Genomic DNA, 26,861 nt, shown 5'->3' with positions numbered 1-26,861 from the left:
TCGACGCCGTGTCAGTTGACCGGGACGATCCCGGCGTCCAGACCGGCCGGTGAGAACTCCGCGAGCCGCGCCCGCAGGTTGTCCTCCCGCTGCGGCTGGAACAGGTCGTGCAGGACCCCGAGCTCGGAGCCGTCGTCCGCGCCCCGGGCGATCTCCACCGCGCACGACGGCGCGAGCTGGAGATAGGCCGGTGCCCCGTACCGTCGGTCGGTGAACCGGGGCCGCACCCGCGCCGCCTCCAGCGCACGCAACCGCGGCAGGTCCGCCGCGTCCACGTCGCCGGACTCGGCGAGCCGCCGCAGGTCCTCCGCGACCAGGTCCGGCTGGCAGTGGTAGCGGGGCGGCGTCCGTGAGCCCGGCGGTACGGAACAGAACCGCAGGCACCCGATCCCCCGCCGCGCCACGTGCATCAGACCGTCGAAGAGCGCGTTCTCGCCCAGCCGGACCGCGTGCGCGTGCACCTCGCCGATCACCGTCGACCGCCGTACCGTCAGCTCCGCGTGCGCGTGCCGGCAGTCCGGCGCCGACACCGCCTCGCGGTCCGCGGCGGTCGCGTCCAGCACCGAGTCGGTGAGGCACACCGTGACGGGATCGGTGCGGACCTCGTCGTTGACCACCAGGATCGATCCGAGGACGCTGTGCGCGATCTCCACGCACGCCGTGGTGTTCTCCAGCACCAGGCTGGGCTCCTCCGGGTGGGTGGGCCGGCAGTGCGGCTCCAGCGACCAGCCGGGCACCAGCGTCGAGTGCCGTACGACGACCGCGCCCATCGGCCCGGTCACGCTGACCCCGCGGCCGGTGACCAGCAGCCCGTCGAGCACGAACCGAGGCGGCGGCCGGTCGTCGCCCTCCTCCGCGCGGAGCGCCCGGATCTGCAGCGAGTCGGGCCGGTTGCTGTACCAGTCCAGCAGCCGCAGCACCGGCCGCCTGCGCTCCGCGCCGCGCACCTCCAGGCGGTCGCCCGGCGCCAGCACGAACTCCAGCTGCTCCTGGTACGCCCCGGAGTCCGCGATCTCGATCACCGCCTCCGGCCGGCCGCCGTCGCGGTTGTCGCGCTGCCAGGCCGTGTAGGCCTGCTGGATCCGCTCGAACTCCTCGTCCGGCCCCACCCGGTACACCGTGGCCGAGCCCGGCGTCGTCACGTCCCGCGGGTACTCCCCGCCACCGAGCTCGGACGGCTGGAGGTGGTGGTAGCTCACCCACACACCGCGGCGCGGCGCCGACCGCGCGCCGAACACGATCCGCCCGAGCTCCGGGTCGACCACCACCTGGCCGCGCCGCGCCCGGTAGAACCAGCCGGACAGGTCGGCCACCACGATGTCGTTCACCGGCACCGGGTCGCGGTGCCCGTCCCGCCAGATCGCGAAGCTCTTGTCGCGGCCGTAGAAGTCCGGCAGCCGGTCGGCCAGTTCGCGCCGGGTGATCGGCGCCGGCACGTGCTCCCGTCCCGCGAGGTGCTCCGGGGAGGGCTCGGGCACCGGCCTGGTCGCCAGCGGCACGTCGTTGCCGAGGATCGAGAACGTGAACTGGTTGCGCGCCCGGTCGATGCAGTACGCCGGCGCGTGGGTCAGCGGCTGCGGCTTCAGCCGCCACACGTACGCCCCGACGTTCGCCGGCCCGTAGCGGCCCCGCCGCCGCGCCGAGCCGATGCGCGCGGCCTCGGCGACACGGCCCTGGGTCTCGAACGGCCCGCCGATCCCCACCAGCGCCGCGTCGTCGCGCACGTCGACCAGCCCCGGCGCCGCCCGCGCCCGCCGCACCGCGTCCTCGTCCGAGGACGGGTACAGCCGGATCGGCTGGTCGCGCAGCAGCAGCCGGTGGAACTCGACCGCCCGCGACGGCCAGTCCGCCACCGACGACGCCAGTTCCTCCAGCAGGGGCAGCGTGCCCTTGCGCCGCCTCGACCCCACCGTCGCGGCGACGTCCCGGCGCGGCGCCAGCCGGGCCACCAGCCGGTCGGTGGCCGCCGTCGCGAGCGCCTCCTCGTGCCCGGGCAGCAGCCGGTAGCCCACGAGGTCGCCCAGATAGGGGACCGCCCAGGTCTCGGCGGTCTCCACGAACCAGTTGTCGTACAGCCGCTCCAGGTCGCTCTGCACCAGGTCGACCTGCTCGCCGATCACCGCGAGCAGCGCCCGCAGCGCGGACCCGTTCCCGGCGTCGGCCGTGCGGACGTGCAGCGCGATCAGCTCGCTCAGTCGGTCCGGCCTGCGGCTCATCCGCGTACCTCCTTCAGGATCAGCGTGGTCGGGACGGCGGGGGACAGCAGCACCAGCTGGGCGGGCCTGACGCCGGCGAACACCACCACACGGGTGCCTGCCGGCAGCGGCTCGGCCGGGGGCAGCCCGGGGTTCAGCCGCAGCAGCTCGGCGACCGTGATGCCGCCCTGCGCGGCGACCGAGGTCAGCGACTCGCGGTACGACGCGGGGTCGCCGCCGTCGGGCGGCCGCACGTCGTGGTACTCGACGGCGTAGGCCGCCGGCCGGGCGGGCACCGTCGGGTGCGGCGTGGTCAGCGTGGACGCCAGTCTCTGGAGCCCGGCCGGCGTCAGGCTGCCGGGGACACCGGCGAACACGTCCACGTCTACGTACTCGACGCCCGGCACCGTCTGCGCGGCGGCGATCGCCTCGGACAGATGGGCCGGCTGGCCCAGCTCGCGGTTGTCGAAGCCGAGCCGTTCCAGCAGCGCGCGCCGTACCTTCGGCTCCACCAGGTCGTAGGAGTGGTCCGGCGCGATCTTCAGCCCGGCCGACATCACCAGCAGCACCAGCTCGCGGACGTCCACGCGGACCGGCAGCTGGGGGTCGCCGTACAGCGCGAGGCCGGAGCGCAGCGACCGGACGATCTCGCCGTCCTCGTCGAGGGTGATGTCACCGGCGCCCGCGATGGTGACGTGCATCAGCTCGCGGCCGGCGAGGATCCGCCGTGCCGCGGCCCGGCCGATCCCGGCCCGCGACCTGGTGAAGTCCTCGTAGTCGGTGATCCCGACCAGCCGGTCCAGCGCGGCCACGGCGAGCGGGATCTGCCGTCGGGTCTGCCGCAGCCCGTCGGGGTCGGCCCCGCCGCCGGCCGGCAGCGGGTTGGTGACCGCGGTGACGCCGAGCGGGCGGGTCAGCGGCGTGGTCACGGTGTCGGCGGCGACATTGCCCGCGGCACCGATCCCGACCCGGTAACGGGCCCGCACGTTCTCGTGGCCGGTGGAGAGCCGGGCGCCGTGCACGCCGTCGCCGAAGCCTACGGTGGTACGGCCGTCCTCGCCGGTGGCGGTGACGTAGACCTTCGCGGTGGGCGGCTGCCCGGCGAGGCTGTCCACCTCCTGCCACAGCACCCCGTCGACCCGCACCTGGAGCGTGCTGCGGGCGCCGCGCGGGGTGTCGGCCGGCAGCCAGCTCAGCGGCGAGGCGAACAAGGTGAACGTCTGCCCCGCCCGGCCCGCGTCGCCGCTGCCGATCGGCTCGTCCCGGGTGGCGCCGGCGTCGGCCCGTACGACGTTGCCGTGGATCGTCACCGTCGTACGGCGGTAGGTGTACGCCAGCGGCCCGGCGAGGGTGATCGTGGTGTGCACCGGCTCCCCCGGCTTGGCCGGGTCGACCGCGTGCGAGACACCGGCGACCATCGCGAGCTCGGCGGCCCGCACGCCGGGGGTGCCCGGGATGTCGGTGCGCTCGCCGGACACGATCACCCAGCGGCCCGGCTCCAGTTCGTCGTACAGCTCGGCCAGCTCGACGGTCGGGCCGGCCACGTCCTCCGGGATCGGCTCGGTGGCGACGGTGAGCGGCTCGCCGCCCGCGTACACCGTGGTCCTGCGGATCTGGGACAGCTGGGTGTCCTCGGGGCCGAGCCACGCGTCCGCCAGGGTCAGCTCGGTGACCTTGCCGGTGATGCCGAAGTCGGCCTGGGAGATGACCCGGGCGGTCTCGACCCGGGTGATCAGCTTCTGCAGCGACGGTACGGCGCCGGGCCGCTCGATCACGACCCAGCTCTCCGGTCCGATGCCCGGGTACACGGCGTCCAGCACGAGCACCTTCGTGGACACCGTGCTGGTGGTGGTCAGCGCGACCGTGGCCCGGTCCGGGTCGTCGGTCCGCTCGGCCCGGCCGAGTACGACGTTGACGCCGCCGTGGGTGGTGGTCTCCTCGTCGCCGGGTTCGAGGTCCTTGGCGACGGGTTCCGGGTCGGTCCCGAACGGCGGGGCGACCTCGACGGTGATCTTGCCGTGGGGTGTGCCGCTGTCCGGCTTCGGTCCGGTGAACGTGACCGTGCGTGCGACCTCGTTGCCCCAGCACTGCAGGGTCACGGTGGCCGGTGCGCCGGCCGGGGTCGTGGTGGTGACCCAGACGCCCAGCGGCCCCACCTGGAGGAGACCGCCGAACGGCAGCGACTGTGAGTCGCCGACCGGGCTGCCGGACTCGATCCACCGTGAAATGAGCGTCTTCGGCCTGCCGTCCTCGTACTCGACGGTGAAGGTCAGCGACTTCGACCCGGTCAGCGGCCACTCGAGGTACCCGACGATCCGCCCGTTCCTGTCGTACTGCGGCTGCTGCGGCGCGGTCGCGCCGAACGGGGTCGCCACCGTGCGCATCGCCTGGAGCCCGGCGAGCGGCAGCGGCCTGGTGAGGTTGACATGGCGCCAGGCCTCGTACAGAGAGGCGAGCCGCGGGTCGAGCGCGGTCAGCAGCCGGACACCGGCGTCGGAGCCGGAGCCGAACACGCTCGCCGGGTCCAGCCGCAGCGCGCGGGCGGACGACGGCTGCGGGGTCGGCGGCTTGCGCAGCGAGCCGAGCAGCGCGGCCAGTCCGAGCAGGGCCGGGTCCTCGGCCGGCGGCGCACCGTCCGGCCCGTCGCCGGGGCCGACGAAGCGGGCGAGGGCGAGCGCGTCGAACAGGTTCCCGTCGTCCGCCGGGGGCCGGTCCTGCTCGGGTTCCAGCCGGCCGGCCTGGGCGCGGATCCCGGTCAGGTCCTTGCTCAGCGTGTCGAGGAAAGCGTGCACCCCCGGGTAGGGGGTCGCCGCCGCCAGCGACTCCTCCAGCAGCTGGAGCGCGGTGTCGAGGGCCCGTGCGAACGCGGTCGGGGTCGTGATCGCGTCCGGGTCCCCGCCGTCCCCGCCGTCCCCGCCGTCCCCGTCGCGGCCCGGCGTGCCGTCCGGGACGGCTCCGATGACGACGGGCTCCGACGGCAGCCGGTCGCGCAGCGGCACGAGCACGGTGTCGACATAGCGTCTGACGATCCTGCTGTCGCGGTACCGGGCACTCCCCAGCAGCGCGGCGACCTTGTCCCGGAACCCGTCCTCCAGCGCGGCGAGCGTCGGCGGTCGCGCGCCCGGCATCAGCACCGAGGTGATCCCCTCGGCCTCGTCGACGCTGCTCGTCTGCACCACGTCGAGCGCCTGGCGCCCCGGTTCGGTGCCGAACACGAACAGCAGCCGGTCACCGGTCTGCAGCCGCGCCCCCGCGCCGGCCAGGTGCACCTCGCGCCGGTCGATCGTACGGTCCGCCCGGAGTCGCACCGGGTAGGGCCGCCGCTGCCGCACCTTCAGGTCGTTCCACGCCGCCCGTGCCTCGAGGTCCTCGACGGTCTCGAACGACTGCGGTTCCTGGCCCGTGCCCGGCACGCTCTGCGCCCGCGATCCGGCCGGGATCGTGACCGCCCGGTCCCGGTCCACCTGGTAGGCGAGATACACACCCGCGCCGACGCCCGGCCGCGGTGTGTGCCCCAGCAGCCGGCCGAAGAGCAGCAGCGAGTCCGCCCGGGTCGCGGTGCGCAGGTACCCCTCGTTCGCCACCCGCTCGGTGTGGAACCCGAGCAGATCGCCCAGTACGGCCCACGCGTCCAGCCATGACAGCGCCGGGTCGTCCGGGGTGCGCACCAGCAGGTCGCGCAGCTCCGGGTGGGCCGGGCCGGACAGCCGCGCCAGCATCGACGACCAGAACGCGTGGTGGTCACCGGTCCGGTACGCGATCTGCGGCAGCCCCGGCGGGTTCACGCGGCGGAACGGAGTCTCCCGTTCGGTTCCGGTGCAGCAGCCCCCGCCGCCCGCACCGCACCGGCAGTCCGCGGTCATCGGCCTCCCCCGATCTCGATGTGCAGCCGGCCGTGCTCCGGCCGGTCGCGGTCGTCGTCGAGCTGGGCGACCTCCAGCGGCCCGATCCGCAGCAGCCCGTCGTCCAGTTCGCCGGCGTCCGGCGCGAACAGCCTCCGCAACCGGGTCACCAGCACGCTCGTCACGCCCGGTACGGCGGCCGCCGCGGCGACCACCCGGCTGATCCGCACGGGATCGCCGAACGTCACCGCGTCCGGCGCGAACAGCGCCAGCACCGTCCGCCGCACCGCGTCGCGCACATGGCCGCGCTGGTGGCCGGCGGCGGCACAGACCCGTAGCTCCAGGTCCACGGGCACCGCCGTCGCGGGCTGCACGACCACGTCGTGCCCGATGCGCCGTACGCCGTCCAGCGTGTGGGCGACCCGGGCCAGCAGCTTGGCGCCCGGCGCCCCGGTGCCGAGGGCGTCGACCGCGACGTGCACCTCCTGGCCGGTGCCGGTCCAGCGCAGGTCGGCCGCCGCCCGCTGGACCCCCGGCACCGCCGAGGCCAGCTCGGCGTAGTCGTCGGCGGTCACCGCCCGGAGCTTGACCCGGTGCGGCTGGAGCGGTGCCAGCCGCCGTACCTCGTCGAGGGCCTCCGGCTCGGTCCCGCCGCGCGCGGGCAGCGGGTTGCGCACCAGTGTGACGGCGTCGTCGTGGCCGTCGCAGAGCACCAGGTGCCCGATCGCCTCGGCGCCCACGTTGCCCGCGGTGCCGTTGCCCACCCGGTGGCGGACCGCGATCCGCCCGCCCGCCGGTGGCGGCTCGCCGTGCACGCCGTCGCCGAACCGCAGGGTGAGCCGGCCGTCCTGCTCGGCCTCGCCGACGAACGCCTTCGTGTCCGGGGTCGCGGTCAGCAGGTCGCGGCGCGGTGTCCACTCCCCCGCCGGGGTGCCGGCCGGGGTGCGGGTCGTGACGGTGACCGCGGGCAGTGCGGCGCGGGGGTCCTGGGCGAGCGCGGCCGAGGCGGGTCCGGCCAGCCTCGGGTCGTCGGCCCGCAGGCCGTCGGCGTACGACGGTCCCCAGGTCTGCGCGAGCTCCTCCACCAGCCAGTCGCCCAGCACCTCGCCGTCGCGGGCCCGGCGGGACAGCCGCGCCAGCCGCCCGGTCTTCGCCCCGAGCAGTGCGTCGTACCGCAGCAGCAGGTCGCGCAGCGCCCGTGCCGCGTCGTGGGGGAGGCCGAGCCGGTCCAGCACGGCCTGCCCGAACAGGAGCCGCAGCTCGGCGAGCTCCTCCTCGGTCAGCGGCCGGGCCGCCCGCCACAGCGCGGTGACGCGTGCCCTGGCCCGCGCCGCGATGCCGTCGAGCAGGTCCGCCTGCCCGGAGGACACCAGCGCCGGGTCCGGGTACACCGTGCGCTGCGTGACCGGCCCGTCGGCCGGCTCCGGGCGGAACGGCTCCCCCGTGCCCGGGTAGGTGAGCTGTGCCAGCAGCGTGTCCAGGCTCGCCGCCTGGTCGGCCGCGGGCGCCGCGGCGTCCAGCCCGGCCCGGTCCAGCGCGGCCTGCCCGACCAGGGCGCGCAGCGTCGCGATCTGCTCCTCGGTGAGCTGCTCCCCGCGCCGCGCCACGGTCATCAGCCCCACGACGGCCTCTCCGGCGGGCCCCTGCTCGGGACGGTCCGGGCAGCAGCCGGGCGCGCACACCAGCGGGGGCACGGGCGCGGAGGGGACGTCGTACTCCTCCGGCGGGCCCCCGCAGAACGTGAGGTCGCGCCCGTGGTCGACCAGGACGACGTTGCCCCGCGCGACGGTCACGTCGACGAGGCGCTCGCACGCGGGGCCGCCCGTCGTGGTCAGACAGGCCCCGAAGGCCAGCGCGTCCTCGTCCGCCCAGGTGACCTCCAGGACCGCCCGGTCGTAGAGCGCGTCGCACGCCGGTGTCACCGACGTGAGCCGCACCACCTGCCGGTGCGTCGGGTCGGCGTCGGCCGCCGCGCCGGTGCGCGGGCCGAGCACCTCCTCGATCACCAGCAGGTCACCGGGCACGAGGTACAGCCCCTCGTCGACGAGCGTCGCCGAGGTCGCGCCCTGCGGCAGACAGCACTCCTCGTCGCCCCAGGTGTGGAACCGGATCCGGTTGTGCGTGGGCCGCAGCTCGGTCTCCCCGGCCGCGAGGGGCTCGAAGACATCGGTGCGCACGGCCGGCGGCAGCGCGGCCAGCGCCGCCTCGGTCAGGACCGGCCCCACCTCCGGCCGCTCCACCGGGTCCACCTGGCTGACGTCGATCGCCGCGAACCGGAACGTGCCCGGCCGCAGCGTCACCTCGTCGTCCACGCTCAGCGTCACCGCGGCGCGCGCGTTGCACCCGTCGTGCATCGGGTAGTCGATCAGCCGGACGTGCCGGCGCACCGAGGTCCGCCGCCGCGCGGTGTGCAGGTACGCCTCGGTCGCCACCGCGTCCAGCTGGTACTCCAGCTGGTCACCGACGTACGCGAGCAGCTCGACCACGGTCGTCCCGAGGTCCGGCACATGGCGCTCCACCCAGGAGGGCGCGACCAGCGTCATACGGTCCAGCAGCTGGCGGCGCAGCGTCGCGTAGTCCCGCGCCGCGTAGTCGATCACCGGTGCCGGCCGGGCGTCGTGCGCGCCGTCGCAGCCGCACACGCAGTCGGACCGGGCCGGGCACTGCGGGTGGAACACGAACTCGGCGCGGGAGTAGCGCGGGTCGAACCCGGCCCGCGGCTCGGTCCCCGGCCGCCCGTGGGCGTCCGGCTCCACCACGGACAGCGTGTACGGCGAGGTGTCACCGGTGCGGTCGACCACGACGACGGCCCGGTCGTCGAGGTCCGCGTCGTCGGCGCGCTCGATGGTCACCTCGGTGACGTGCACTCCGGTGATCCGGCGGCCGCCGTCGATCCGGATGTTGCCCGGGGTGAGCCGCCTCGGCGCCTTGCCGAGGAAGGTCACCACCAGGGTCAGCCCGTCGTCGTGGGCCTCCACGGCATCGACGCCGTTGAGCCGCGCGGCCCTGACGTCCCGGCGCCGGTGCCCGGTCCCGCACGCCGCCGTCGCCCCGGTGTTCATGGCGCCCTCCCCTCGAAGGTCTCGGTACGGCGGTCGCCGGTCGCCCTGACGACGTACGCCACCCGGACCCGCAGGACGTTGTCGTCGCTCTCGACCACCACCGCGTCGATCTGGATCGCGTCCCCCAGCCAGCGCTCCAGCTGTGCGTGGACGGCCAGTTGGAGGGTGGCCGCCAGCTCCGGGCTGTTCGGTTCGAAGACCAGGTCCAGCAGGCCGCAGCCGAAGTCCGGCCGCATCACGCGTTCGCCCGGGCTGGTGAACAGCACCAGCTCGATCAGGTCCGCGATGTGGCCGTCGTAGCCGACGTCGGCCGTCCGCCCCCGTCTGTCCACCCGGAACGGGAAGTCGATGTCGATCCGCTCGGTCACTTGCTCAGACCCCCTTGGTTCGTTGCTGTACGACCGTCACGAGCGGCGGCCCCTGCGGGACCTGCTCGGCGCTCAGGCACAGCCCGGTCGACGCCTGTGTCACCACTGGTGCCCCGGCCACCGTGACCCGCGCGGCCGGTGTCACCCAGCGGATCGTCACGCAGGGCTGGGGCTTGGGCCCGACGGTGAACGGGCAGCCCGCGATCAGCCAGGTGCCGGCCACGGTGGCGGCGGGCTGGCCGGACAGGTTCACCCGTGGGGCGGCGGGCAGGTACGACGCCCGCCCGCCGTGCGGGCAGTTCACGGTCGCGTTGACGTGCAGGATGTTCGTCATGGTCAAGTCACCGTGAGCCCACCGGTGTTGACGTCCACCACAGTGCCGACCAGCGAGATCGTCGCGCCCTTGCCGTTGCTGATCAGGATCCCGGTGTCGTTGACCGTGATGATCGCCCCGCCCGGCGAGCGCAGGGTGATGCCGGGGCCGCCGGGCAGGTCGGACATGAGGACGCTGTACTGGCCGCGGGTCTGCAGAAGGATGTTCGGCTGCCCCGGCGGGCCGGCCAGCGCGGCCGGCGGCACCTCGGCCACCGAGCCGTACCAGCAGCCCGTCCAGATCGGAAAGCCGGGGTCGCCCTGCTCGAACTCGATCCACACCCCGGTCCCGACCACCGGGACGGCGTACATCCCGGTCTGCGGACCGGCCACCGGGAAGCACGGCATCGCGAAGGTGCACGGGGTGTCGCCGAGCACGTCCGGCACCGTGGCCTGGATCCGGCCCTGCTGCAACGGGTCGACGTTGTTCACCACGGTGCCGCGGTACTTGCCGAGGTACTTCGTCGTCGCTTCTGGCATCTGTCGTCCTCACGGGAGCACGGCCGGGGTCAGGGACACCAGGCCCTCGCGGGCCAGGGTGAAGTTCTGGGTGTACGAGCCGCGCTGAAGGTTGTGCGTCACGGACTTCACGTAGTAGAGGCCGTCGTACGTCAGCCCCGCCCCGCGCACCCCGACCAGCTCGCGCGGCCGCAGCACGTGCCCGTACCGGGTGACGTCCAGCTGGCCGGAGCCGCTCACCGCGTCGGACGACTCGACCGCCTTGGCGAGCGCCTCGGCGACCGCCTGCGCCGGCTCCTTCTTGGCGGTGTCCGCGATCACCTTCTTCTTCAGGGCCGGCGCCGGCCGGGCCGCGAGCGGCGGCCGCAGCACGCTCACCTCGGGCACCGGCAGCAGCAGGGCCACCTTGGTGGCGGGGATCTGGATGCGGGCGACCGGCTGCTCCCGGGCCGAGCCGTCGAAGCCGAAGGTCATCTGGTCCACGTTGGAGAGATGGTCGGAGTTCACGGTCAGCGCGTGCTGCGGGACGCCGAGCCGCACCTCGGGTCCCCAGTAGCCCTTGCTGATCCCCGGCACCGGCCCGGGATCGAGGTAGAAGACGTACGCGTTCGCCTTGGCCAGCTCGTTGAGGTATTCGAGATCGGTGCCCGTCTGGACGTCCACCCGCTGCGTCGGCAGTGGTGTCTGCGGCAGCAGCTCGGGGACGATCAGCGGCACGATCCCGTACTGCGCGTACCGCGCGATGATCGTCGCCACCCGGATCGCCGGACCCATCGCCGGATACGTCAGACCCTGGCGAGGTTCGAGGTCCATCAACACCGTCAGGTCCTCGCCGGTCAGCGTCAGCGTCGACTGCCCCGGCACCCCGCTCACACCGACCTCGTGCCGCAGGACGACCCCGTCCATCAGCACCGTCGGCGTCCCCCGCACGATCGCCGTCAGCACCACCCGGGTCGGGGGGTCGAAGAAGCCGGACGGCAGCAGGGTCCGCCCGATGAGCCCGCTCTTCGACAGGTCGAACGCGAGCTGGAACCCGCTGCGCTGCCCCGCGCTGACCGTGATCTGCGCCGACAGCAGCGCCTCGGTCACCGCCTCGGGCGCCGGCACCGCGATCTGCCGCCCCATCATCAGCAACAACCGGACGGGCGCCTCAGCCATCGCTCGCTCCCCCTCCCTCTCCGTGCACCGCCGTCGTCCCGTCAGCCGGTCCGGTCCGGCAGCGTGATCCGCAGGACCCGGCCCGGGGTCCGGGTCAGGTCGGCCGGGTCCATGACGGGGTTCGCGTCCGCGATCCGCCACCACTGCTCGGCGTCGCCCAGGTACCGGTTCGCCAGGTTGTCGGCGCGGTCCCCCTCGGCCACCACGTGCTCGTCGATCTGCACCAGCCGCTCCGGCGGCGGCAGGATCCGCCGTGGTGTGTACGGGATCTCGCGCCCGTCCGCGGTCGTGTGCACCGACTGCCCGAGGCCGTGGTACCTGCTGGTCCGCGGATACGGGTCCGGCGCGGGAATGTCGTCGAGCACGCCTGCCATGCACTTCCCCCTGGTCGTTGGTCATTGGTCGTCTAGTCGTCGGTCGGTCGTCGGTCGTCGGTCGTCGGTCGTCGGTCGTCGGTCGTACGAGGCTCAGATGCCGGTCAGTCCGAGTTGGGCGAGCCGGCCCGCGGCGAGCTGCCCCGCCAGGCGTTCCTTCTGTGAGAGGTGCGCGAGATACAGCTCCGCGCCGCGGTGCCCGGCGGGCAGGTCACTGACCGTCAGCAGCCGCAGCCCGACCGCGAGCGTGGCCCGGATCGGCTGCAACTGCTGGTCGAACGCCTCCTCGGTGACCGAGAGCTCGGTCAGCCTGACCGGTACGACGCGTCGCGGGCCCCAGACGAACAGCGTCAGCGGCTGCTCGACGGGAGTGATCTCGAGCATGCCCAGACCGGCCAGCCGGGTGTTCGCCCGCACCTGCGCGGCCGGCGGTTGGATCAGCATCTCCAGGGCCGCCAGCTGCGGATGGATGCCGAGCGGCGACGGCACGGTGAGCTGGTCGGTGGCGTCCAGCTCGGCGGTGAACTTCCACGACTCGACCGCCGGCCCCTTGAGCCGCAACGCCTCGGTCCGATCCCCCTGCTGCTCCCCACCGCCCACCTGCGGCGCGATGCTCCGCTCCAGCGAGTCCGGGTTGAACTGCAACACGACGACCCGCTGCGGCGTCCCCCGCTCGGGGTCGACGATCACGATCCCGGCCTGCACCGGTTTGGGGAGATCCGCGTACCTTGTCATGCGTCCTCCTCTCCTTCGATCCGGACGTCGGGCGTGTCGAATCGCGCCTCGAGTGCCGCACTCGCGTCCTCGCGCAGCTCCGGGTCCTCGTCGAACTCGGCCATCGCTGCCAGCGGTTCGTGATACTGCGGCCAGAACGCATACGACGAAGCCGCCAGACCGGCCGCGCGGACCTCCCGGTCCTCGTCGAACATCGCGGCGGTGATCTGCTCGAAGTACCGGGCGTCGAACGCGAACGGCGATCCCAGTCCGGACGCCAGGACCGCCCGGGCGCGCTCCGCCCCCGTACGCGCGGACGTGATCGTGGCCAGCAACTCGTCGTCGGTGAGCGGCTGCACGAACCGCTCGACCAGATCGGCATATCTGGCCAACTGCTTCTGGTCGTCCCCGACCAGCACGACCGCGGTGGCATCGGCCCGCTCGTCGGTGAGGGCCTGGAAGAAGACGCTCGGCGACAACTGCCAGGACCGCTGCAGGAGAGCCGCCGTCGGCCGCTCCTCACCGAGGGAGACCATCCGCAACTCGTCGACGAGCCGTTGCACCTTGCGCTCGTCGCCGCGTGAGCGCAGCACCATCCGCCGGCTCAGCACATGGCGTTCCACGCCGTCTCCGCTCATGTCACGTACCACCGAAAAGCCTCCGTCGGATCCCGGCATCGCGCAGCATCCTGCGCACTTGGTTGAGGAACTGCTGCTGCGTTTCCGGCTTGTTGGACTCGAGGGTGACGATTCCCTCGACGAGCAGCAGAGCGCGCAGCGTGTTGACGATCCTGGTCCGCAACATCTCCGGCGACTCGCCGCCCGGGCGCCGCACATGCCACGGCTCACGTGGACGCACCCCCTCGCCGGCCGCCTTCCGCTCCCGGTACGCCATGACTCCTGACGCGCCTACCGATCCGGGCTGTGAGTAGGGCATCGTCTTCAGCGCTTCCGAGGCCGGGATGCCTCCGGGCCGGCCGGCGATGGCCGCCGCAGAGATCCGCATCGACGCCGGGCTCGTCACACCGGGATACGGTGCCCGCATCGCCTCCGCGCCCAGCGGTACGACTGCCCCGATCTGCGCCTGCGCCGGCAGTTTCCCGAGCGCATCGAAGTTGCCGGCGTGCGCATGCTGCAAGGCCTGGACGGTGGTGGCCGGGTCGGCGGCGGCTGCGGCGCTGAAGCCCGGGTAGTCCAGACTGACCGAGGTGTCCGGCCGCCAGACGCCGCCGGGGCCTTGAACCATCGGGCGCCAGCGACCGGCCGGGTCGCTCCCGGTCACCCGCATCGAGGCGATCACGACCGGTGTCCTCTCGCCGAGCGTGATCAACCGTGCACGCGCGATCTTGCGGTCGGAGATCAACTGGTTCACGCCGTGCGCCAGCGCGAGTGGCGACACCCCCGACGGCGCGGTGATGGATGTCATGCGCGACGGCACCGCCGGGTCGGTCTTCACGCTGCGGCGCCAGGCCTCTGGATCGACTTGCGTGGGATCCGTCTTCTCGGCCTTCACCTCGCCGGCCATCTCCTGGAACCGCGCCGTCTTCGTCTCGGCATCGACCTCCTCGCGCAGAATGCGGAGCAGTTCGTTCTCGCCGACCTCGTCCAGCGGCAGGAAGGGGTCGCCGGGACTGAGACCGGCGAGGACATTGCCGACGGGCCGACCGGTCAGGTAGAGGCGCTTCAGGCGGTACCAGGCGCGCAGCGGGATCAGCGCGGCTCGGAGGATGTGCTCCCGCACGCCGCGCCGTACCGGTTTCTGCAGCACCGGCCGCAGCCTGGCGATGATGCGGGCGAGCCGCTGCTCCTTGGACTCCTGGGGCTTGTTCTTCCTGTTCCGGCGGTTCTGCTTGCGGCGGTCGGCGACCTTCTTCCTCCAGGCCCTGAACTTCTCCTTGCCCTTGCTCACCAGGTTCTTCAGCTTGCGGGCGCCCGCCCGCAGCGCGCGGCCCAGCCTGCTGTTCGCGAGCTTGGCGCCCAGGCGTCTCATCGTCCGGTTGACCGCCTTCAGCGCGGGCCCGACCACGCGGCCGATCGCGCCCGCCGCACGCCGTACCCCGTCCGCGGCCCGGCGCAGCCCGCTCTTGGCCGCGGCGCCCACCCGGCTAGCGCCCGAACGCACCGCCCGTGCCCCCGCGGTGACGCCGCGCCTGACCGCCTGCGCGGTGGCGACGGCACCGCGTTTGACGGCTGTCACCCCGCGCCGTACGGCGTCACGGGCGGCGTTCACCCCGCGGCCCGCGGCCTGCTTGACGGAGCGGGCGCCGCGGCCCAGGCCTTTCATGATCTTCTCGGCGATGCCCTTGAGCTTCGTGCCGACGCCCTTCAGCGCCTTCCCGATCCGCGCCATCAGGAAGTTCGCGATGAACTCCAGGAGGGCCACCGCACCGGCCGCCAGAGCCCGCGCGAACAGGCACGCCGCCGCCACCCCACCGGCCTTCACGGCCTTCAGGAAGGTCAGGAACGCGCTGAAGACGGCGATGACCTTGCTGACGCTCTGATAGGCCGCCACCACGCCCTGGGCGATCGCGATGATGCCGCCCGCGGCCGGGACGATCAGGCCGATCAGCTTCTCGACGACGAGCGAGACGATCATCGCGGGCAGCGACTTCACGATCGCCCGCCAGGCCATCCTGCCGATCTGCGCGACCGACATACAGCCCTTCACCAGCACGTTCCACAGCATCTTGCCGATGCCGACGACGGACTCGACCTTCTCGTTGAACCACGCCTTGACCGCGGTCTTGACGGCGCCCCAGAGGAAGGTGCGGACCCCCTCCTTGGCCGCGCCGCCGAGCTTGCGGATCCAGCCGATCGGGTCCGGCGCGATGTCCTTGACCAGCGCCGCCAGCTCACCGAGCAGCTTGATCGCGGAATCGACGAACGCGATCGCCTTCATCACCGCGCCGCGGACCACCTCGACGGCCGCGAGCAGCACCTTCTCGTACAGCCGCAGGACCGCGACCAGCGCGCCGGCCAGTGCGTCGACGAGCGCGTGGACCGCCTTCTTCAGCCGGTCGGCGAGCTGCTGCACCTTGGCGACGGCGGCGTCGCGCATCGAGACGATCGCCCTGCGCATCCTCTCCGCGATGCCGGGGAAGACCGTGCCGATCACGCCCACCACGGCCAGCAGCACGTTCGCGAGGCCCTTGATGATCCCGGTGATCGCCTTCGCGGCCAGGTCGATCAGCCCGTCGACCGCCTTCTTGAAGCCTTCCTTGATCGCGTCGATCGCCTTGACGGCCAGGTCGAAGACACCCTTGATCACCGAGACGAGCGCGTCGAAGGCGGCCTTGACCTTGGACTTGACCCAGCCCCACCAGCCGGCGGACTCCTCCCGCTTGGCCTCGCGTTCCTTGCGGGCCTTCTCCTCGGCGGCCCGGCGCTCCTTGCCGATCCGGTCGTTGTCCTCGGTCCTGCGCCGGCCGATGTCGGCGTCGGCCTCGGTCTTCTTCGCGCCGGTGTCCTCGCGGGCCTTCGAGTGCGCGTCGGTCGCGGTCCTGGTGTTGTCCTCGACCGCCCGGTCCTGCTCGTCACGCCATGCGCCGCGCCGCCCCGCGGCGTCCTCGCGCGCCTCCTGGCGTACGGCGGCCTGCTGGTCGCTGTTCTCCGCGACCGCCCGCTGGACCTGGGCGCGGTGGTCGGCCTTCGCCTCGTCGGACCGGTTCCGCTTGTCCTGCCGGGCCTGGCCCATCCGGCCCTGACCGTCGGCGAAGCCCGCCTGGATCTGCGGACCGCGTTCCTGTACGGCGACCGCCGAGACCGTGTCCGGGTCCGTCCCGCCGGTGCCCGGACCACCCGCCGCGGCGGGTGCGACGGCTGCGGGTGCGCCACCGGCGGGCGTGCGGCCGGGCACCGCCGCGGTGAGCGTCTCGCCGGGCGCGTCCGGGTAGATCCGGTCCTCGCCGAGCCCGACCGCCGCGTCCTGCCGGCCGAGCGCGTGCGTCCGGTGGATCCGGTCCTCGGTCTGCCGGTGCTGCTCGTCGGCGAGCGCCGGGTCGGTCTCGCCCTCCAGCCGCACCCTGGGCGCGGCCCCGACCGTGGTGTACAGCCGGTCGTCACGGGTGGGGACGCCGTCGACCGCCCCCTGGAGCTGTTGGATCTCGGCGTCGCCGGCCTTCTCCTCACCGCCCCCGGCGACGACCGGGTCCTTGACCCGGGTCGCGGGGTTCGGGGTGTTCGCGGTCGGGGGCGGGGCGGCCTCGCGCTGCCGGGCGAGCGTCTGCGGGGTCACCTCCGTCATCGGCTCGACGGCGGTGGACACCGGCTCCTCGGTCGGCGGGACACCGGCCTGGGTCCGGGGGGCGCCGCTCGGGCGTTCGAGTGCCGGCGGGGCGTCGCGGAGGTCCTGGTGCTCCTTGCCGACGGTGGTGCCGACGGCCCGGTCGACGCCGCCGAGTGCCTGCGGCATCCGGGCCGCCGGCTGGGACGAGATCGTCGCGAGCGCGGCCGTCGGCTCCTGACCGGAGACGTCCGGCGGCTGTTCCTGCGGCTTCCTCTCGGCCGGGGCCGGTGCGCCGCCCCCGCCGCCGCAGCCGCCTCCGCCCCCGTCCTGGGCGTCGGCCTCCGTGGTGGCGGCCGGTGCCCCGGCGCATCCGCCGCCGCCGGTCTCCAGCGAGCCCTCGGGTCCGGCGCCGGGAGCGGCGCCGTCGGGCCCCGGCTGCCCGGGCGCCGCCGACGGAGCCGCCGTCGCTCCTGCGCCGGGCGCGTCCTCCGCCAGCTGCGGATCGCCCGGCATCGGTTCGGTCTCGCGGGGTTCACCGGGTACGCGCCCGCCCGGCCCGAGCGCCGTACCACCCGATACGGCCGAGGAGCCGGTGGAGCCAGGGCCGGCGCCGTCCGCTTCCCGGCCCGACGGGTCGGACCCGGTCGCCGGGGCTACGGAGTCCCCGGAGGGTGCGGGCCCGGCCGGGGCGGGTGCGGCGGTGGTCGCCGCGGGGGGCTCCGCGGGGTCGGCCGTGGTGACCGAGGTGCCTTCGGCCGACCCGGCGGGCGCACCGGCGGGCGAGGGGGCGTCGGTCTCCTCGTCCGCCCCGGGCGTGTCGGACGCGGCCCGCTCGCCCTCGGCCTCGACGGCCCTGTCCTGCGGGCCCTCCGCGTCCGCGCGCTCCAGCTCCGGCTCGGCGGCCCGCTCGGCCTGCTCGGCGCGGTCCAGATCGCGCGGCTCGGCCTCGACCGGCGGTGGCGCGGGCATGCTCGGCAGCTCGCGCGGCTTCGGCGGTGTGCTGCCCTGCGCGGCCTTCAGTTCGTCGTCGGCGGTCGGCACCGCGGACAGGTCCGGGTCGGTCTTCGGTACCGGGTCCGGTGCCGGCCGGTCCGCCCCGGCCTCCCGCTCGGCCCGGTCGGCGGCCTGCTGCGGCGGTTCGGGCTCGGCGGCCGCCTCCGGCGCCGGTACCTCGGACTCGGCACCGGCCTCGGTGTGGAGCGGCTTCTCCTGCTCCGGCGGTTCGTCCTGCCCGCCCTGCTCCTTCTTCGCCAGCCCGTGCCGGGCCAGCGGGCCCTGCGGGTCGTCGGCGACTTCCTCGGCACGGTCCTCGCGCACCGGGTCCGTGCCTCCGCCGCCGACCGGGGCGGCCGTCGCGACCTGGGCCCCGACGACCGGTACCCGGCCGATCGGCTCCGGCCCTGCCGAGCCCTCCCCGGCCCCGGGCGCGGCCACCTCCGGCGGCGCGGCCGCACCCCCCGCCGCCGGCTCCGCCCGAGCCGGCCGGTCCTCGGGGGCGGGCCGCTCCTCGCCCTCCGTCTCCGGCCGCTCCCCCTTCCCGGTGGCCTTGCGGTGCTCCTCGTCCTCGCGCTTCTGCCGGTCCTCCTGTGCGGAGTCCTCGCGGCGCTGGTCGTCGAGCGCCCCGCCCTTCTCACGTTCGGCGTCCTGCCGGTCCTGCTCCTCCTCGCCGGCCCGCTCCCCCTCCCGGCTCCGCTCCCGCGCCCCCTCCCACTCCCCTTCCCGCTCCTCCTCGCGCCCGTCCCGCTCCAGGTCCGCGCGTTCCCGCTCGTCGCCCGCCGTCCGCTCGGCCCGCTCCCGCCGTTCGGTCCGCTCCCGCTCGGCCGGCTCCACCACGGGCTCCGGTACGACGGCGGTGTCCACCGGCGGGCCCGCGGCCGTCTCGGCCGCGAGCACCAACTGCTCGACCCGCACGTATTCGGCCGAGGGCAACCGCTGCCGCAGCCGGTCCAGGACGTCGGACCGCAGCTCCGGGGCCAGCCGGACGAGCTGCTGCCGCACGCGCCCCGCCGCGTCCGCCGGGTCGCCGCGCAGCGTGCGCACCACACCGGCGACGATCCGGTCCACGAGAGCCGCGGGGTCCAGCTGCTCGGCGCGCAGCTGGGACACGTCGACGCTGATGAACCGCAGCCAGGACACAGGCTGCGCGCCCCGCCGCGCCACCTCTTGCTGGGCGCCGCCCCCGGCCGCGGGGCCTCGGTCATCGACGGCACGGTCCACCCGCTGCTCGGCCTCGCGCTCCACCCCGTCCAGCGGCCGGCTCAGCGTGCCGTCCTGCCGGCCGAGCCGCAGCCGGCCGGGGGCGTCCGGCCGCTGCACGGTGTGCAGGAGCTCGTGCGCGAGCAGCCGTAGCCCCTGGGCGGTCTCCGGACGGTACGCGCCCGAGGCGAAGAAGATGTCCCGGCCGACGGCGACGGCGTCCGCCCCGACCAGCGCGGCCAGCGCGGCGGCGTCCCGGTCGCTGTGGATCCGGACGCCGCTGAAGTCGTGGCCGAGCCACTCCTCCATCACGCGCCCGACGCCGGGCTCCAGCGGCTTCCCGGCCTGCGCGAGCACCGCGTCCGGCGCCGGCGGCGTGCGGCGCGCCCCCTGCTGCCGCAGCGGCGTGGACCGTTTCGGGCGCTTGCGGCGCGGCGGCTCCGGCTGCTGCTGCCGTACCGGCGTGACGGCGCTCATCGCACCAGCTCCCGGTGGACGGCCCGCGCCAGCTCGCGCCCGAGCCGGCGCGGGGACGTGGTGGCGGGCAGTGGACGCAGGCCGCTCAGCACGTCGTACGACACGGCCTCGGCGGTCGGCGGCCGCTCGGTCAGCAGCCGGGTGAGCTCCCGGGTGAAGGCGCGCGCGATCCGGTCGGCGTCGGCGCGGCGCACGCCGTCGACGCCGCGGATCACCAGCTCGTCCACGTGCAGGCTCACACCCATCCGGCCACCTCCGTGGAGGTCACCGAGCGCTCCAGCTTGGCGTATTCGGTGTGCGCGGCGGCGAGCAGATGCCGCATCCGCAGCTCGGTACCCTCGTCGGCGGCCAGGAAGGCGGCCGACAGCGCGATGTTCCGGATGCTGCCGCCGGCCACCGTCAGCTGCGCCAGCCGCTCGACCGCGACCCCGTCGACCGGGACCCGGGGCGGGATCACCCGCCGCCAGATCGCGGCCCGTTCGGTCATGTCGGGGAACGGGAAGTCCACCACGAACCGCAGCCGTCGCAGGAACGCGTGGTCCAGGGCCTTCTTCTGGTTCGTGGTCAGGACCGCCAGGCCGCGGTACGACTCCATCCGCATCAGCAGATAGCTGACCTCGAGGTTGGCGTACCGGTCGTGCGAGTCCTTCACCTCGCTGCGCTTGCCGAACAGCGCGTCCGCCTCGTCGAAGAGCAGCACCGCGCCGCCCCGCTCGGCCGCGTCGAAGACCCGGCGCAGGTTCTTCTCGGTCTCGCCGATGTACTTGCTGACCACCTGGGAGAGGTCGATGACGAACAGGTCCAGCCCGAGCGCGCCCGCCACCACCTCGGCGGCCAGTGTCTTGCCGGTGCCGCTGCCGCCCGCGAACAGCGCGGTGACGCCGAGTCCGCGCCGCAGCACGTCCTCGAACCCCCAGTCCTGGTAGACGGTGGCGCGCTGCCGGACGTGCGCGACGATCTCGCGCAGGATCCCGCGCTGCCGCTCCGGCACCACCAGGTCGTCCCAGCCGGCGCGCGGCTCCACGCGGCGGCCGAGCTCGTCGAGCGCGATCCGCGCGTGCGCCAGGCCGGCCCGCCAGGCCGCCTCCCGCACATCGCCGCCCGCCTTGCGGGCGACCGCGCCGGCGGACCGGATCACATGCCCGGGCAGGCTGAACTGCGCCACGAGTCCCGCCACGTCGACGTCACCGCCGCGGCCGTCCAGCTCGGCGCGCCACAGCTCGCGCTGCTCGGCCTGCTCCAGCGGCTCGACGACGAGCTGGGTGCGGTGCGTCGCGGCGGCGGCGAGCGGATCCTGGCCGGACAGCACCACCGGCACGCCGAGCATCGCCACGAACGCCTCCGCGGCCGCGGCCTGCGCCGTCCCGGCGACCTCGATCAGCAGCACGGCGGGCAGCAGCACGCCCTCGCGCTCCCAGAGCCGGGCCAGCACCGCGCGGTCCGCGGGCTCGGCCGGCAGATCGGCCGCCGACAGCGTGAACGTCGCGAAGCCGGCCGCCAGCGCCGCGCTGACCGTCACCTCGCGCCGGGTCTGCAGGTCGCCGCCGGACAGCGCCGCCACCCGGTCGGTGCTCACGGCCGCCGCCAGCGCGGCCGCCAGCCGCGCCTGGGACTTCGGCAGGCGGCCGGGTACGGCGGTGCGCGCGACCAGTCCCTGGAGGCGCGGCTCGACCTGGGAGACCCCCAGCAGGAAGTGCAGCACCCGCTCGTCGATGCGCAGCCGCGCGGTGGTCAGGACCCCCTCGTCGGCGACCTCGACGAGCCGGTAGCGGCGCAGCGGCGCGTCCGGGGTCAGCGCGCTCCAGTGCGGCTCGGTCAGCGCGGCCAGGGCCAGTGAGAAGGTCGGGAACTCGCGCCCGCCCGCCGCCGCGCAGCGGGCCGCCGCCTTCGGCCCCAGTTCCATCGCCGCGCACAGCACCAGCAGGTCCCGCTCGAACGGGGTCAGCCCGAAGCAGGCGACCACCGTCGCCAGCGCGCCTTCGTCGTACGACACCTCGTCGGGGCCGTCCTCCGGGGTCCCGTCGTCGCCGGTGTCCGCCGCGGCGTGCCGGGACCGGCGCCGCAGCCGTCCGGGAGCGCCGCCGTCGGCCGCGTGGCCGGCGGCGGTCCGGGCGTGCGCGTCGAGGCGCGCCAGGACGTCGGCCACGGCCTGGGCCATGACCGCCGCGTCGGCCTCGCGCCCGTCGTCGTCGTGCATCAGAACTCCACCGCCGGTGTGCGCAGGTCCTCGCCGACCGCCGTGTCGACGCCGTCGATCCGCACACGCAGCAGATGGCCGCCGGCGGGGACGCCCGTCGTGGCGACGGCGACCGTCCTGGGGTCCCGGGGACCGGGCAGCGGGTAGGCCGCGTCGAAGCGGTGGCTGCCGGGCCCGTCGAGCTCGTCGAGGAGCACCGACACCCGCTGCCGGTCGCCGACGGCGAGGTCCAGGGTGACGAGGAGCCGGCCGGCGGTGGCCTCGGCCGCGGTCACGGTGGCCTGCCGCGCGAGCGCGATCTCGTTCGAGTCGAGGATCCGGACCGTGTCGCCGAGCGCGATCCCGTGCCGTACCCGTACGGGGTGCACGCCCGCGGCCAGGTCGGCGGGCGGGGTGAACACCACCCGGCCGTCGTCGACGGCTGAGGGGTCGACCGGCTCGCCGCCGATGTCGACGGTGACGTTCTCGCCGTTCAGGTCGTGCCCGGTCAGGACCACTTCGTGGCCCGACGGCACCGGGCCGGGCCGTGGTGCGGCGGTCGAGCCGGCCGGGCGGCTGCGCAGTTCCTCCAGCACCGGGCGCCGGCCCGGCACGACCCGGACCCGGTGCTCCCGGACGGGGCGGCCCGCGGCCGGCGTCTGCCGGCTCTCTAGCAGCAGCAGGGACGCCTCGAACGCGATGGACGGGGTGTACGGCGTCTGGATCAGCATCGACCACAGCTTCGACAGGTCCTCGAGATCCATCTTCGAGGGCGTCAGCCGGACCGCCTGCGGCGATGCCGCGAGGTCGGCGCCGGCCAGGAAGGCCTGCCCGGCGGCCGACTCCAGGTCCTGCGCGGACAGCGCGGGTTGTTCGTGCAGGGTGCGGGCCACCGAGCCCAGCAGGGCCTGCGGCACGAGCTGGGTCTCGTTGCCGTAGCAGCTGATCAGGTAGTGCGCGTCGTAGGCCGCGGTGGGCGTCCGCAGCAGCCGCCCGGTCCCGTCCCGGGTGGGCGTGTCGGCGTTGCGCCGGGACGCGTTCGGGGTGATCCGGTAGCAGAACACCGTGATGGTCGGCTCCGTGACCGGCTCGCTGGGCGGTTTGCGCGCCTCTACCTGGACGGCGTAGGGCACGTCGGACTGCACCGAGCGGGCCAGCAGGCCGCGCAGCGCCTCCGTGGCCTGGGCGATCGCCAGGTAGTTGCTCATGTCGCCTCCCGCCGGTCGAGGAAGGCCGCGAGACCGACGGCCGGCTCGGGCCGTGCGGTCCGTCCGGGGCGTTCGCGCTTCGGTTCGGGTGCTGCCGTCGTCACCTCGAGCCGGCCGATGGTGATCTGGACCGACGGCTCGGCCGGTACGGCCTGCGCCTCGCGCCGCCGGACCTCACCGGCGGTCCGCGGCACGGGGGGAAGGGCCGCGGACCTCGTCCGGGCGGCGGGCGCGGGCCGGGCGGACGGGGCCCGTTCCGGGGTGTCCGCGAGGGGTCGTGACGACACCGGCCGTGCCACGATCTCCGCCACCGCGTCCGCCGGGGGCACCAGCCGCTCCACGACGCTCCACGGGACGGGCGGCGCGACGGCCCGCTCACCGCCGGGCGACTCCGGCGACACGGTGCGCACCGTCTCGATCGACCGCACGGTCCGCTCGATCCGGCCGAGCAGCGACGGGCGTGGCGCGGGAGCCTCACGCGGACCGGCCGGCGTGGTCGCCGGGAGTGCCGCCGAGGCTTCCGGCCCCGGCCGCGACGGGGCGGCCTCCGCGTCGCTCTCGGCCTCGGTCTCGGTCTCGGCCGGTGCCGCCGCGGGCAGCCGCTCGAACGGCATCGCCGGCCGCGGCCGGGCCAGCGCCACCACGGCGTCCGGCCGGTGCACCGCCCCCGTGCGGGCGAGCAGCCGGTCGAACAGGTCCGGTGTCCGTGTCTCAGCCATGTCCGGCCAGCTCCAGGTAGTAGCGGCGGCGCAGCGGTGAGAGCGCCAGTACGTCGGATTCGGTCCACCCGTAGCTGGAAGCCAGCGCGTGGACGTCCGCGAGCGTCGTACGGGCCCAGGAGTCGAGCTCGTCCCACAGGTAGGTGGCGATGTCGAGCTGTGCCCGCACCGGCCCGCCGCAGTCCGGGCAGGTCATCGCGAACGAGATGTCGGCCGCGGGATCGGCCGCCGCCACCGCCTCGGCGAGCAGCCGGACGACGCGCTCGGGCAGTCCGTCGGCGGGTACCGCCCGGTCACCCTGCCGTGCCTCGATCACCAGCCGGGCCGCCAGCCCGTGCCGTGGATCCGCTACGGCCCGGTCGCGCACCGCGAGCAGATCGGCGGGCGTCGGCAGCCGGAATCGCACGGTCCAGTCGCCGTCGGTGAGCGGCTCCGGGTCGGCCGCGGGCGCGGCGGCCGCCAGTCCGGTCGCGTCGACGTCGAACTCCAGGTCGGCGCCGCATGCCGGGCAGCCGATCCGGACCGAGAGGACGTCGCCGAACAGCGCGGCGCGCAGGCCGAGCAGGTCGGCGTCCCGGGTCCCGACCGGGACGCCGAGCAGGTCGTCGGCCGCCCGCCCGGGCCGGGCCAGTGCGTGCAGGAGGACCGCCCGCTGGGCCGAGGAGGCGGGCAGCGCGAGCCCGATCTCCCAGGCGGCGAGCAGCTCCGTCGGGGCAGCCACCTCGTGCCCCTTACGGAATCTGGTACGACGGCTCGGCCGGCTCGGCGACCTCCAGGTCCCGCTCCCAGCCCTCGCACTCCAGCTTCAGGTGCTGGATCGCGACGGCGTTCGCGTTCGCGTCCATCTCGCCGAGCACCTGGTACTCCGACGGGAACGCCCGGTACACCTTGTAGGCGAGCGCCACCTGCCCGGCCTCGTTGAGGACCTGGATCACGATGTCCTTGCGGAAGTCCTTCAGCGAGGACTCGCTGCCGAGGCCCTGGCCCACCATCCAGACCTTGTTCGCCCAGCGGTCGAACTCCGGGTCGTGCGTGACACCGCGCTCGATCGTGATCGCCTCGAACTCGGTCCGGCCGGCGGATTTCCTGGGTGAACTGGGATCACCGCCGTTACGGTGCTTGATCACCTCGGTGGTCCTTTTCAGCGGGCTGATCTTGCTGCATCCGGCGACGGTCTTTCCGTCCCAGAGCACCAGGAACTTGAAGTTCTTGTAAGGGTCGAACCGCTGCGCGTTGACAGTGAACTCTGCCATTTTGAATTCCTCACACCTCGATCCGGCCGGCCATCTGCTCGATCTTCACCACGACGAACTCGGCCGGTTTCAGCGGCGCGAAACCGACGATCACATTGACGATGCCGCGGTTGATGTCGTCCTGGGTCGTGGTGTCCTTGTCGCACTTCACGAAGTAGGCCTCGCGCGAGGCCGTGCCCTGGAACGCGCCCTGGGTGAACAGGGTGTGCAGGAAGGCGCCGACGTTGAGCCGGATCTGGCCCCAGAGCGGCTCGTCGTTGGGCTCGAAGACCACCCATTTCAGGCCGCGGTACAGACTCTCCTCGATCATGAACGCCAGCCGCCGGACGGGGACGTACTTCCATTCCGACGCGAGCGCGTCGGCGCCGAGGAGGGTGCGCGCGCCCCAGACGACCGGGCCGACGATCGGGAAGCTCCGCAGGCAGTTCACCCCGAGCGGGTTGAGCAGGCCGTTCTCGGCGTCGGACATCCCGACGCTCATCGAGCGCACCCCGGTCAGCCGCACATCGGTGCCGGCCGGTGCCTTCCACACGCCGCGTTCGGCGTCGGTCCTGGCCATCAGTCCCGCGACCGCTCCCGACGGCGGGAAGGCGCGCAGCCGTCCGGTCAGCGGGTCGGTCATCGTGATGTGCGGGAAGTACAGGGCCGCGTGGTCGCTGCGGACCGCGTCGTACGCCGGCAGTCCGGCGCGGGCCTGCTCGATCGCGGTCCACTCCGGAGGGCTGTCGACGATCAGCAGCATCCGCTTGTCCTCGCAGAGCTCCACGGCGGTGGCGATCACGCCGATCGCGTCACCCGCGTAGTCCGGCCCGGCCAGATCGGGCAGGCAGAGCAGGTTGATGTCGGGCTCCTGCCGCAGTGCCTGCATGCCGGTCCTGTCGGCCTCGCTGCCGCGGAACTCGGCGTCGGTCGGCGGCTCGCCGTCGCCGCCGTCCTTCAGGACGTACGCGGTCGCGTGGGCGGTGGTCAGGCCGAGTGCGTTCGCCACCTCGCCGGTGAGCGTCATCGTCGCGCCCGGAGTCCCGGCCAGCACCTGGAGCCGTTTGCCGGCCACGTCGACGTCCGCCCTGGTGAAGGCCTTGTCGGGCGACGCCGCCCGCAGTTTCCGCTCGAGCAGCAGGCCGAGCGCGGTCAGTGACGCGGGCGGGGTGTCGGTGGCGGTGTAGAGCGTGATCTCGACGGGCTGGACGCCCTGGACGGTCGCGGTGAGCTTCTTGCCCGCCAGGTCCGGCAGCCGGTCGACGGGTCCCGAGACCGTGCCGGAGAAGTCGGGCACCGCGTCACCGGTCGCCTTGGTGTCGATGTACGACGACTCGTTGACGACCGCCTCGACGAAGCGCGGCGCGTCGGCGCTCATCGACAGGTTGCGGTACCGCTCGAGCACCGCTCCGGAGGCGTCCAGCACGCGCAGGCCGAAGGTGTCGTCGGTGGTGCCCGGGTCGATCGCGACCCGCAGTCCGTTGCCCCAGTCGCTGGCGTCCCGCGAGGTCACGGTCAGCGCCTTCGGCTCGCCGCCGGCCGCGATGTCCTTCGACGCCGGCCGGGCCCCCTTCGCGACCCGGACGACGACCGCGACCGAGCCGCCCGCCAGGAAGAACTGCTGCACCGCGTAGCTGAGCAGGCTCTTCGTGTCCAGGCCGCCGTACTGCCGCTCGAAGTCGGCGAAGCTGGTGAGCGTCACCGCCTCGTCGATCGGTCCGCGCCGGGTCGCTCCCACGAACGCCGTCACCGAGGTGGTCACCGCGGTGATCGTGCGGATCCCGCTCGACAACTCCTCGATGTACACCCCGGGATACGAGACAGACGTCGCCATACCCTCCCCATTCCCCTAGAGACTGCCGGAAGCAATGAAAAAATCGCACGCGAATAAGCGAATGGAAGCAGCGATCAAAGTAACGATCAGAAAGAAATGATCAGAAAGCGACGATCAGAAAGAGTTTCCCCTGCCCCGTACCCCTCCCCCGAGAGATTTGGGCCGACCTATATCGACCGACACCATAAGTAACATGCACACAGCGTCAGGGTCAACCACTCATCGTAATTCCATGATGAGCGGAGGTCATT

General features: G+C 74.0%; 18 protein-coding genes. All 18 read right to left on the bottom strand.

What is annotated here, in order from left to right; genetic code table 11:
• Nucleotides 1-11: 11 nt before the first annotated feature.
• Nucleotides 12-2,216, bottom strand: a complete 2,205-nt coding sequence (locus tag ABZ490_RS25410) for a hypothetical protein (RefSeq protein WP_358994073.1) — start codon at nucleotides 2,214-2,216, stop codon at nucleotides 12-14.
• On the bottom strand, nucleotides 2,213-5,980 hold the full coding sequence (locus ABZ490_RS25405) for a putative baseplate assembly protein (RefSeq protein ID WP_358994070.1): 3,768 nt from the start codon (nucleotides 5,978-5,980) through the stop codon (nucleotides 2,213-2,215). Before ABZ490_RS25405 ends, ABZ490_RS25410 begins: the two co-directional genes overlap by 4 nt.
• Nucleotides 5,981-6,054: 74 nt before the next feature.
• Entirely contained in the window at nucleotides 6,055-9,099 is a 3,045-nt protein-coding gene (locus ABZ490_RS25400) for a putative baseplate assembly protein (protein ID WP_358994067.1), read from the bottom strand.
• Entirely contained in the window at nucleotides 9,096-9,467 is a 372-nt protein-coding gene (locus ABZ490_RS25395) for a GPW/gp25 family protein (RefSeq protein ID WP_358994064.1), read from the bottom strand. The genes ABZ490_RS25400 and ABZ490_RS25395 overlap by 4 nt, the downstream gene beginning before the upstream one ends.
• Nucleotides 9,468-9,471: 4 nt before the next feature.
• Nucleotides 9,472-9,801 (bottom strand): hypothetical protein, encoded by a 330-nt coding sequence (locus ABZ490_RS25390; protein WP_358994062.1) that lies wholly within the window; start codon nucleotides 9,799-9,801, stop codon nucleotides 9,472-9,474.
• A gap of 2 nt (nucleotides 9,802-9,803) precedes the next feature.
• Nucleotides 9,804-10,319: a phage baseplate assembly protein V gene (locus ABZ490_RS25385; RefSeq protein WP_358994059.1), complete on the bottom strand. Its 516-nt coding sequence runs from the start codon at nucleotides 10,317-10,319 to the stop codon at nucleotides 9,804-9,806.
• A 9-nt stretch (nucleotides 10,320-10,328) separates the two neighbouring features.
• Nucleotides 10,329-11,456, bottom strand: coding sequence for a hypothetical protein (locus ABZ490_RS25380; RefSeq protein ID WP_358994056.1), 1,128 nt, complete (start codon nucleotides 11,454-11,456; stop codon nucleotides 10,329-10,331).
• A gap of 41 nt (nucleotides 11,457-11,497) precedes the next feature.
• Nucleotides 11,498-11,830 carry a LysM domain-containing protein gene (locus tag ABZ490_RS25375; protein WP_358994053.1) on the bottom strand — a complete coding sequence of 111 codons (333 nt, stop codon included), beginning with the start codon at nucleotides 11,828-11,830 and terminating at the stop codon, nucleotides 11,498-11,500.
• Nucleotides 11,831-11,923: 93 nt separating this feature from the next.
• Nucleotides 11,924-12,565 (bottom strand): hypothetical protein, encoded by a 642-nt coding sequence (locus ABZ490_RS25370; protein WP_358994050.1) that lies wholly within the window; start codon nucleotides 12,563-12,565, stop codon nucleotides 11,924-11,926.
• On the bottom strand, nucleotides 12,562-13,182 hold the full coding sequence (locus tag ABZ490_RS25365) for a hypothetical protein (protein WP_358994047.1): 621 nt from the start codon (nucleotides 13,180-13,182) through the stop codon (nucleotides 12,562-12,564). The genes ABZ490_RS25370 and ABZ490_RS25365 overlap by 4 nt, the downstream gene beginning before the upstream one ends.
• A 1-nt stretch (nucleotide 13,183) precedes the next feature.
• On the bottom strand, nucleotides 13,184-19,441 hold the full coding sequence (locus ABZ490_RS25360; RefSeq protein ID WP_358994044.1) for a DUF4157 domain-containing protein: 6,258 nt from the start codon (nucleotides 19,439-19,441) through the stop codon (nucleotides 13,184-13,186).
• On the bottom strand, nucleotides 19,438-19,686 hold the full coding sequence (locus ABZ490_RS25355) for a hypothetical protein (RefSeq protein ID WP_358994041.1): 249 nt from the start codon (nucleotides 19,684-19,686) through the stop codon (nucleotides 19,438-19,440). The genes ABZ490_RS25360 and ABZ490_RS25355 overlap by 4 nt, the downstream gene beginning before the upstream one ends.
• Entirely contained in the window at nucleotides 19,677-21,638 is a 1,962-nt protein-coding gene (locus ABZ490_RS25350; protein ID WP_358994038.1) for an ATP-binding protein, read from the bottom strand. Before ABZ490_RS25350 ends, ABZ490_RS25355 begins: the two co-directional genes overlap by 10 nt.
• The gene (locus ABZ490_RS25345) at nucleotides 21,638-22,825 is read right to left on the bottom strand and encodes a DUF4255 domain-containing protein (protein WP_358994036.1); all 1,188 of its coding nucleotides are present in this window, start codon (nucleotides 22,823-22,825) and stop codon (nucleotides 21,638-21,640) included. The genes ABZ490_RS25350 and ABZ490_RS25345 overlap by 1 nt, the downstream gene beginning before the upstream one ends.
• Nucleotides 22,822-23,544 carry a hypothetical protein gene (locus tag ABZ490_RS25340; RefSeq protein WP_358994033.1) on the bottom strand — a complete coding sequence of 241 codons (723 nt, stop codon included), beginning with the start codon at nucleotides 23,542-23,544 and terminating at the stop codon, nucleotides 22,822-22,824. Before ABZ490_RS25340 ends, ABZ490_RS25345 begins: the two co-directional genes overlap by 4 nt.
• Nucleotides 23,537-24,265, bottom strand: coding sequence for a hypothetical protein (locus ABZ490_RS25335; RefSeq protein ID WP_358994030.1), 729 nt, complete (start codon nucleotides 24,263-24,265; stop codon nucleotides 23,537-23,539). The genes ABZ490_RS25340 and ABZ490_RS25335 overlap by 8 nt, the downstream gene beginning before the upstream one ends.
• A 10-nt stretch (nucleotides 24,266-24,275) precedes the next feature.
• On the bottom strand, nucleotides 24,276-24,797 hold the full coding sequence (locus ABZ490_RS25330; protein ID WP_055632216.1) for a phage tail protein: 522 nt from the start codon (nucleotides 24,795-24,797) through the stop codon (nucleotides 24,276-24,278).
• 10 nt (nucleotides 24,798-24,807) lie between these two features.
• The gene (locus tag ABZ490_RS25325; RefSeq protein ID WP_358994026.1) at nucleotides 24,808-26,610 is read right to left on the bottom strand and encodes a phage tail sheath subtilisin-like domain-containing protein; all 1,803 of its coding nucleotides are present in this window, start codon (nucleotides 26,608-26,610) and stop codon (nucleotides 24,808-24,810) included.
• Nucleotides 26,611-26,861 lie beyond the last annotated feature (251 nt).

Origin of the sequence: Streptomyces sp. NPDC005811 (assembly GCF_040630405.1) — a bacterium.
Taxonomy (GTDB): domain Bacteria; phylum Actinomycetota; class Actinomycetes; order Streptomycetales; family Streptomycetaceae; genus Streptomyces.
Note: the sequence above shows the minus strand (reverse complement) of the source record. Positions and strands in the feature narration are given on the sequence as shown.

Excerpts from the sequence above, each read along its gene's own strand:
- ABZ490_RS25410 (WP_358994073.1), bottom strand. The coding sequence starts at position 2,216 with ATGAGCCGCAGGCCGGACCGACTGAGCGAGCTGATCGCGCTGCACGTC.
- ABZ490_RS25400 (WP_358994067.1), bottom strand. The coding sequence starts at position 9,099 with ATGAACACCGGGGCGACGGCGGCGTGCGGGACCGGGCACCGGCGCCGG.
- ABZ490_RS25390 (WP_358994062.1), bottom strand. The coding sequence starts at position 9,801 with ATGACGAACATCCTGCACGTCAACGCGACCGTGAACTGCCCGCACGGC.
- ABZ490_RS25385 (WP_358994059.1), bottom strand. The coding sequence starts at position 10,319 with ATGCCAGAAGCGACGACGAAGTACCTCGGCAAGTACCGCGGCACCGTG.
- ABZ490_RS25380 (WP_358994056.1), bottom strand. The coding sequence starts at position 11,456 with ATGGCTGAGGCGCCCGTCCGGTTGTTGCTGATGATGGGGCGGCAGATC.
- ABZ490_RS25375 (WP_358994053.1), bottom strand. The coding sequence starts at position 11,830 with ATGGCAGGCGTGCTCGACGACATTCCCGCGCCGGACCCGTATCCGCGG.
- ABZ490_RS25370 (WP_358994050.1), bottom strand. The coding sequence starts at position 12,565 with ATGACAAGGTACGCGGATCTCCCCAAACCGGTGCAGGCCGGGATCGTG.
- ABZ490_RS25365 (WP_358994047.1), bottom strand. The coding sequence starts at position 13,182 with ATGAGCGGAGACGGCGTGGAACGCCATGTGCTGAGCCGGCGGATGGTG.
- ABZ490_RS25360 (WP_358994044.1), bottom strand. The coding sequence starts at position 19,441 with ATGAGCGCCGTCACGCCGGTACGGCAGCAGCAGCCGGAGCCGCCGCGC.
- ABZ490_RS25355 (WP_358994041.1), bottom strand. The coding sequence starts at position 19,686 with ATGGGTGTGAGCCTGCACGTGGACGAGCTGGTGATCCGCGGCGTCGAC.
- ABZ490_RS25350 (WP_358994038.1), bottom strand. The coding sequence starts at position 21,638 with ATGCACGACGACGACGGGCGCGAGGCCGACGCGGCGGTCATGGCCCAG.
- ABZ490_RS25345 (WP_358994036.1), bottom strand. The coding sequence starts at position 22,825 with ATGAGCAACTACCTGGCGATCGCCCAGGCCACGGAGGCGCTGCGCGGC.
- ABZ490_RS25340 (WP_358994033.1), bottom strand. The coding sequence starts at position 23,544 with ATGGCTGAGACACGGACACCGGACCTGTTCGACCGGCTGCTCGCCCGC.
- ABZ490_RS25330 (WP_055632216.1), bottom strand. The coding sequence starts at position 24,797 with ATGGCAGAGTTCACTGTCAACGCGCAGCGGTTCGACCCTTACAAGAAC.
- ABZ490_RS25325 (WP_358994026.1), bottom strand. The coding sequence starts at position 26,610 with ATGGCGACGTCTGTCTCGTATCCCGGGGTGTACATCGAGGAGTTGTCG.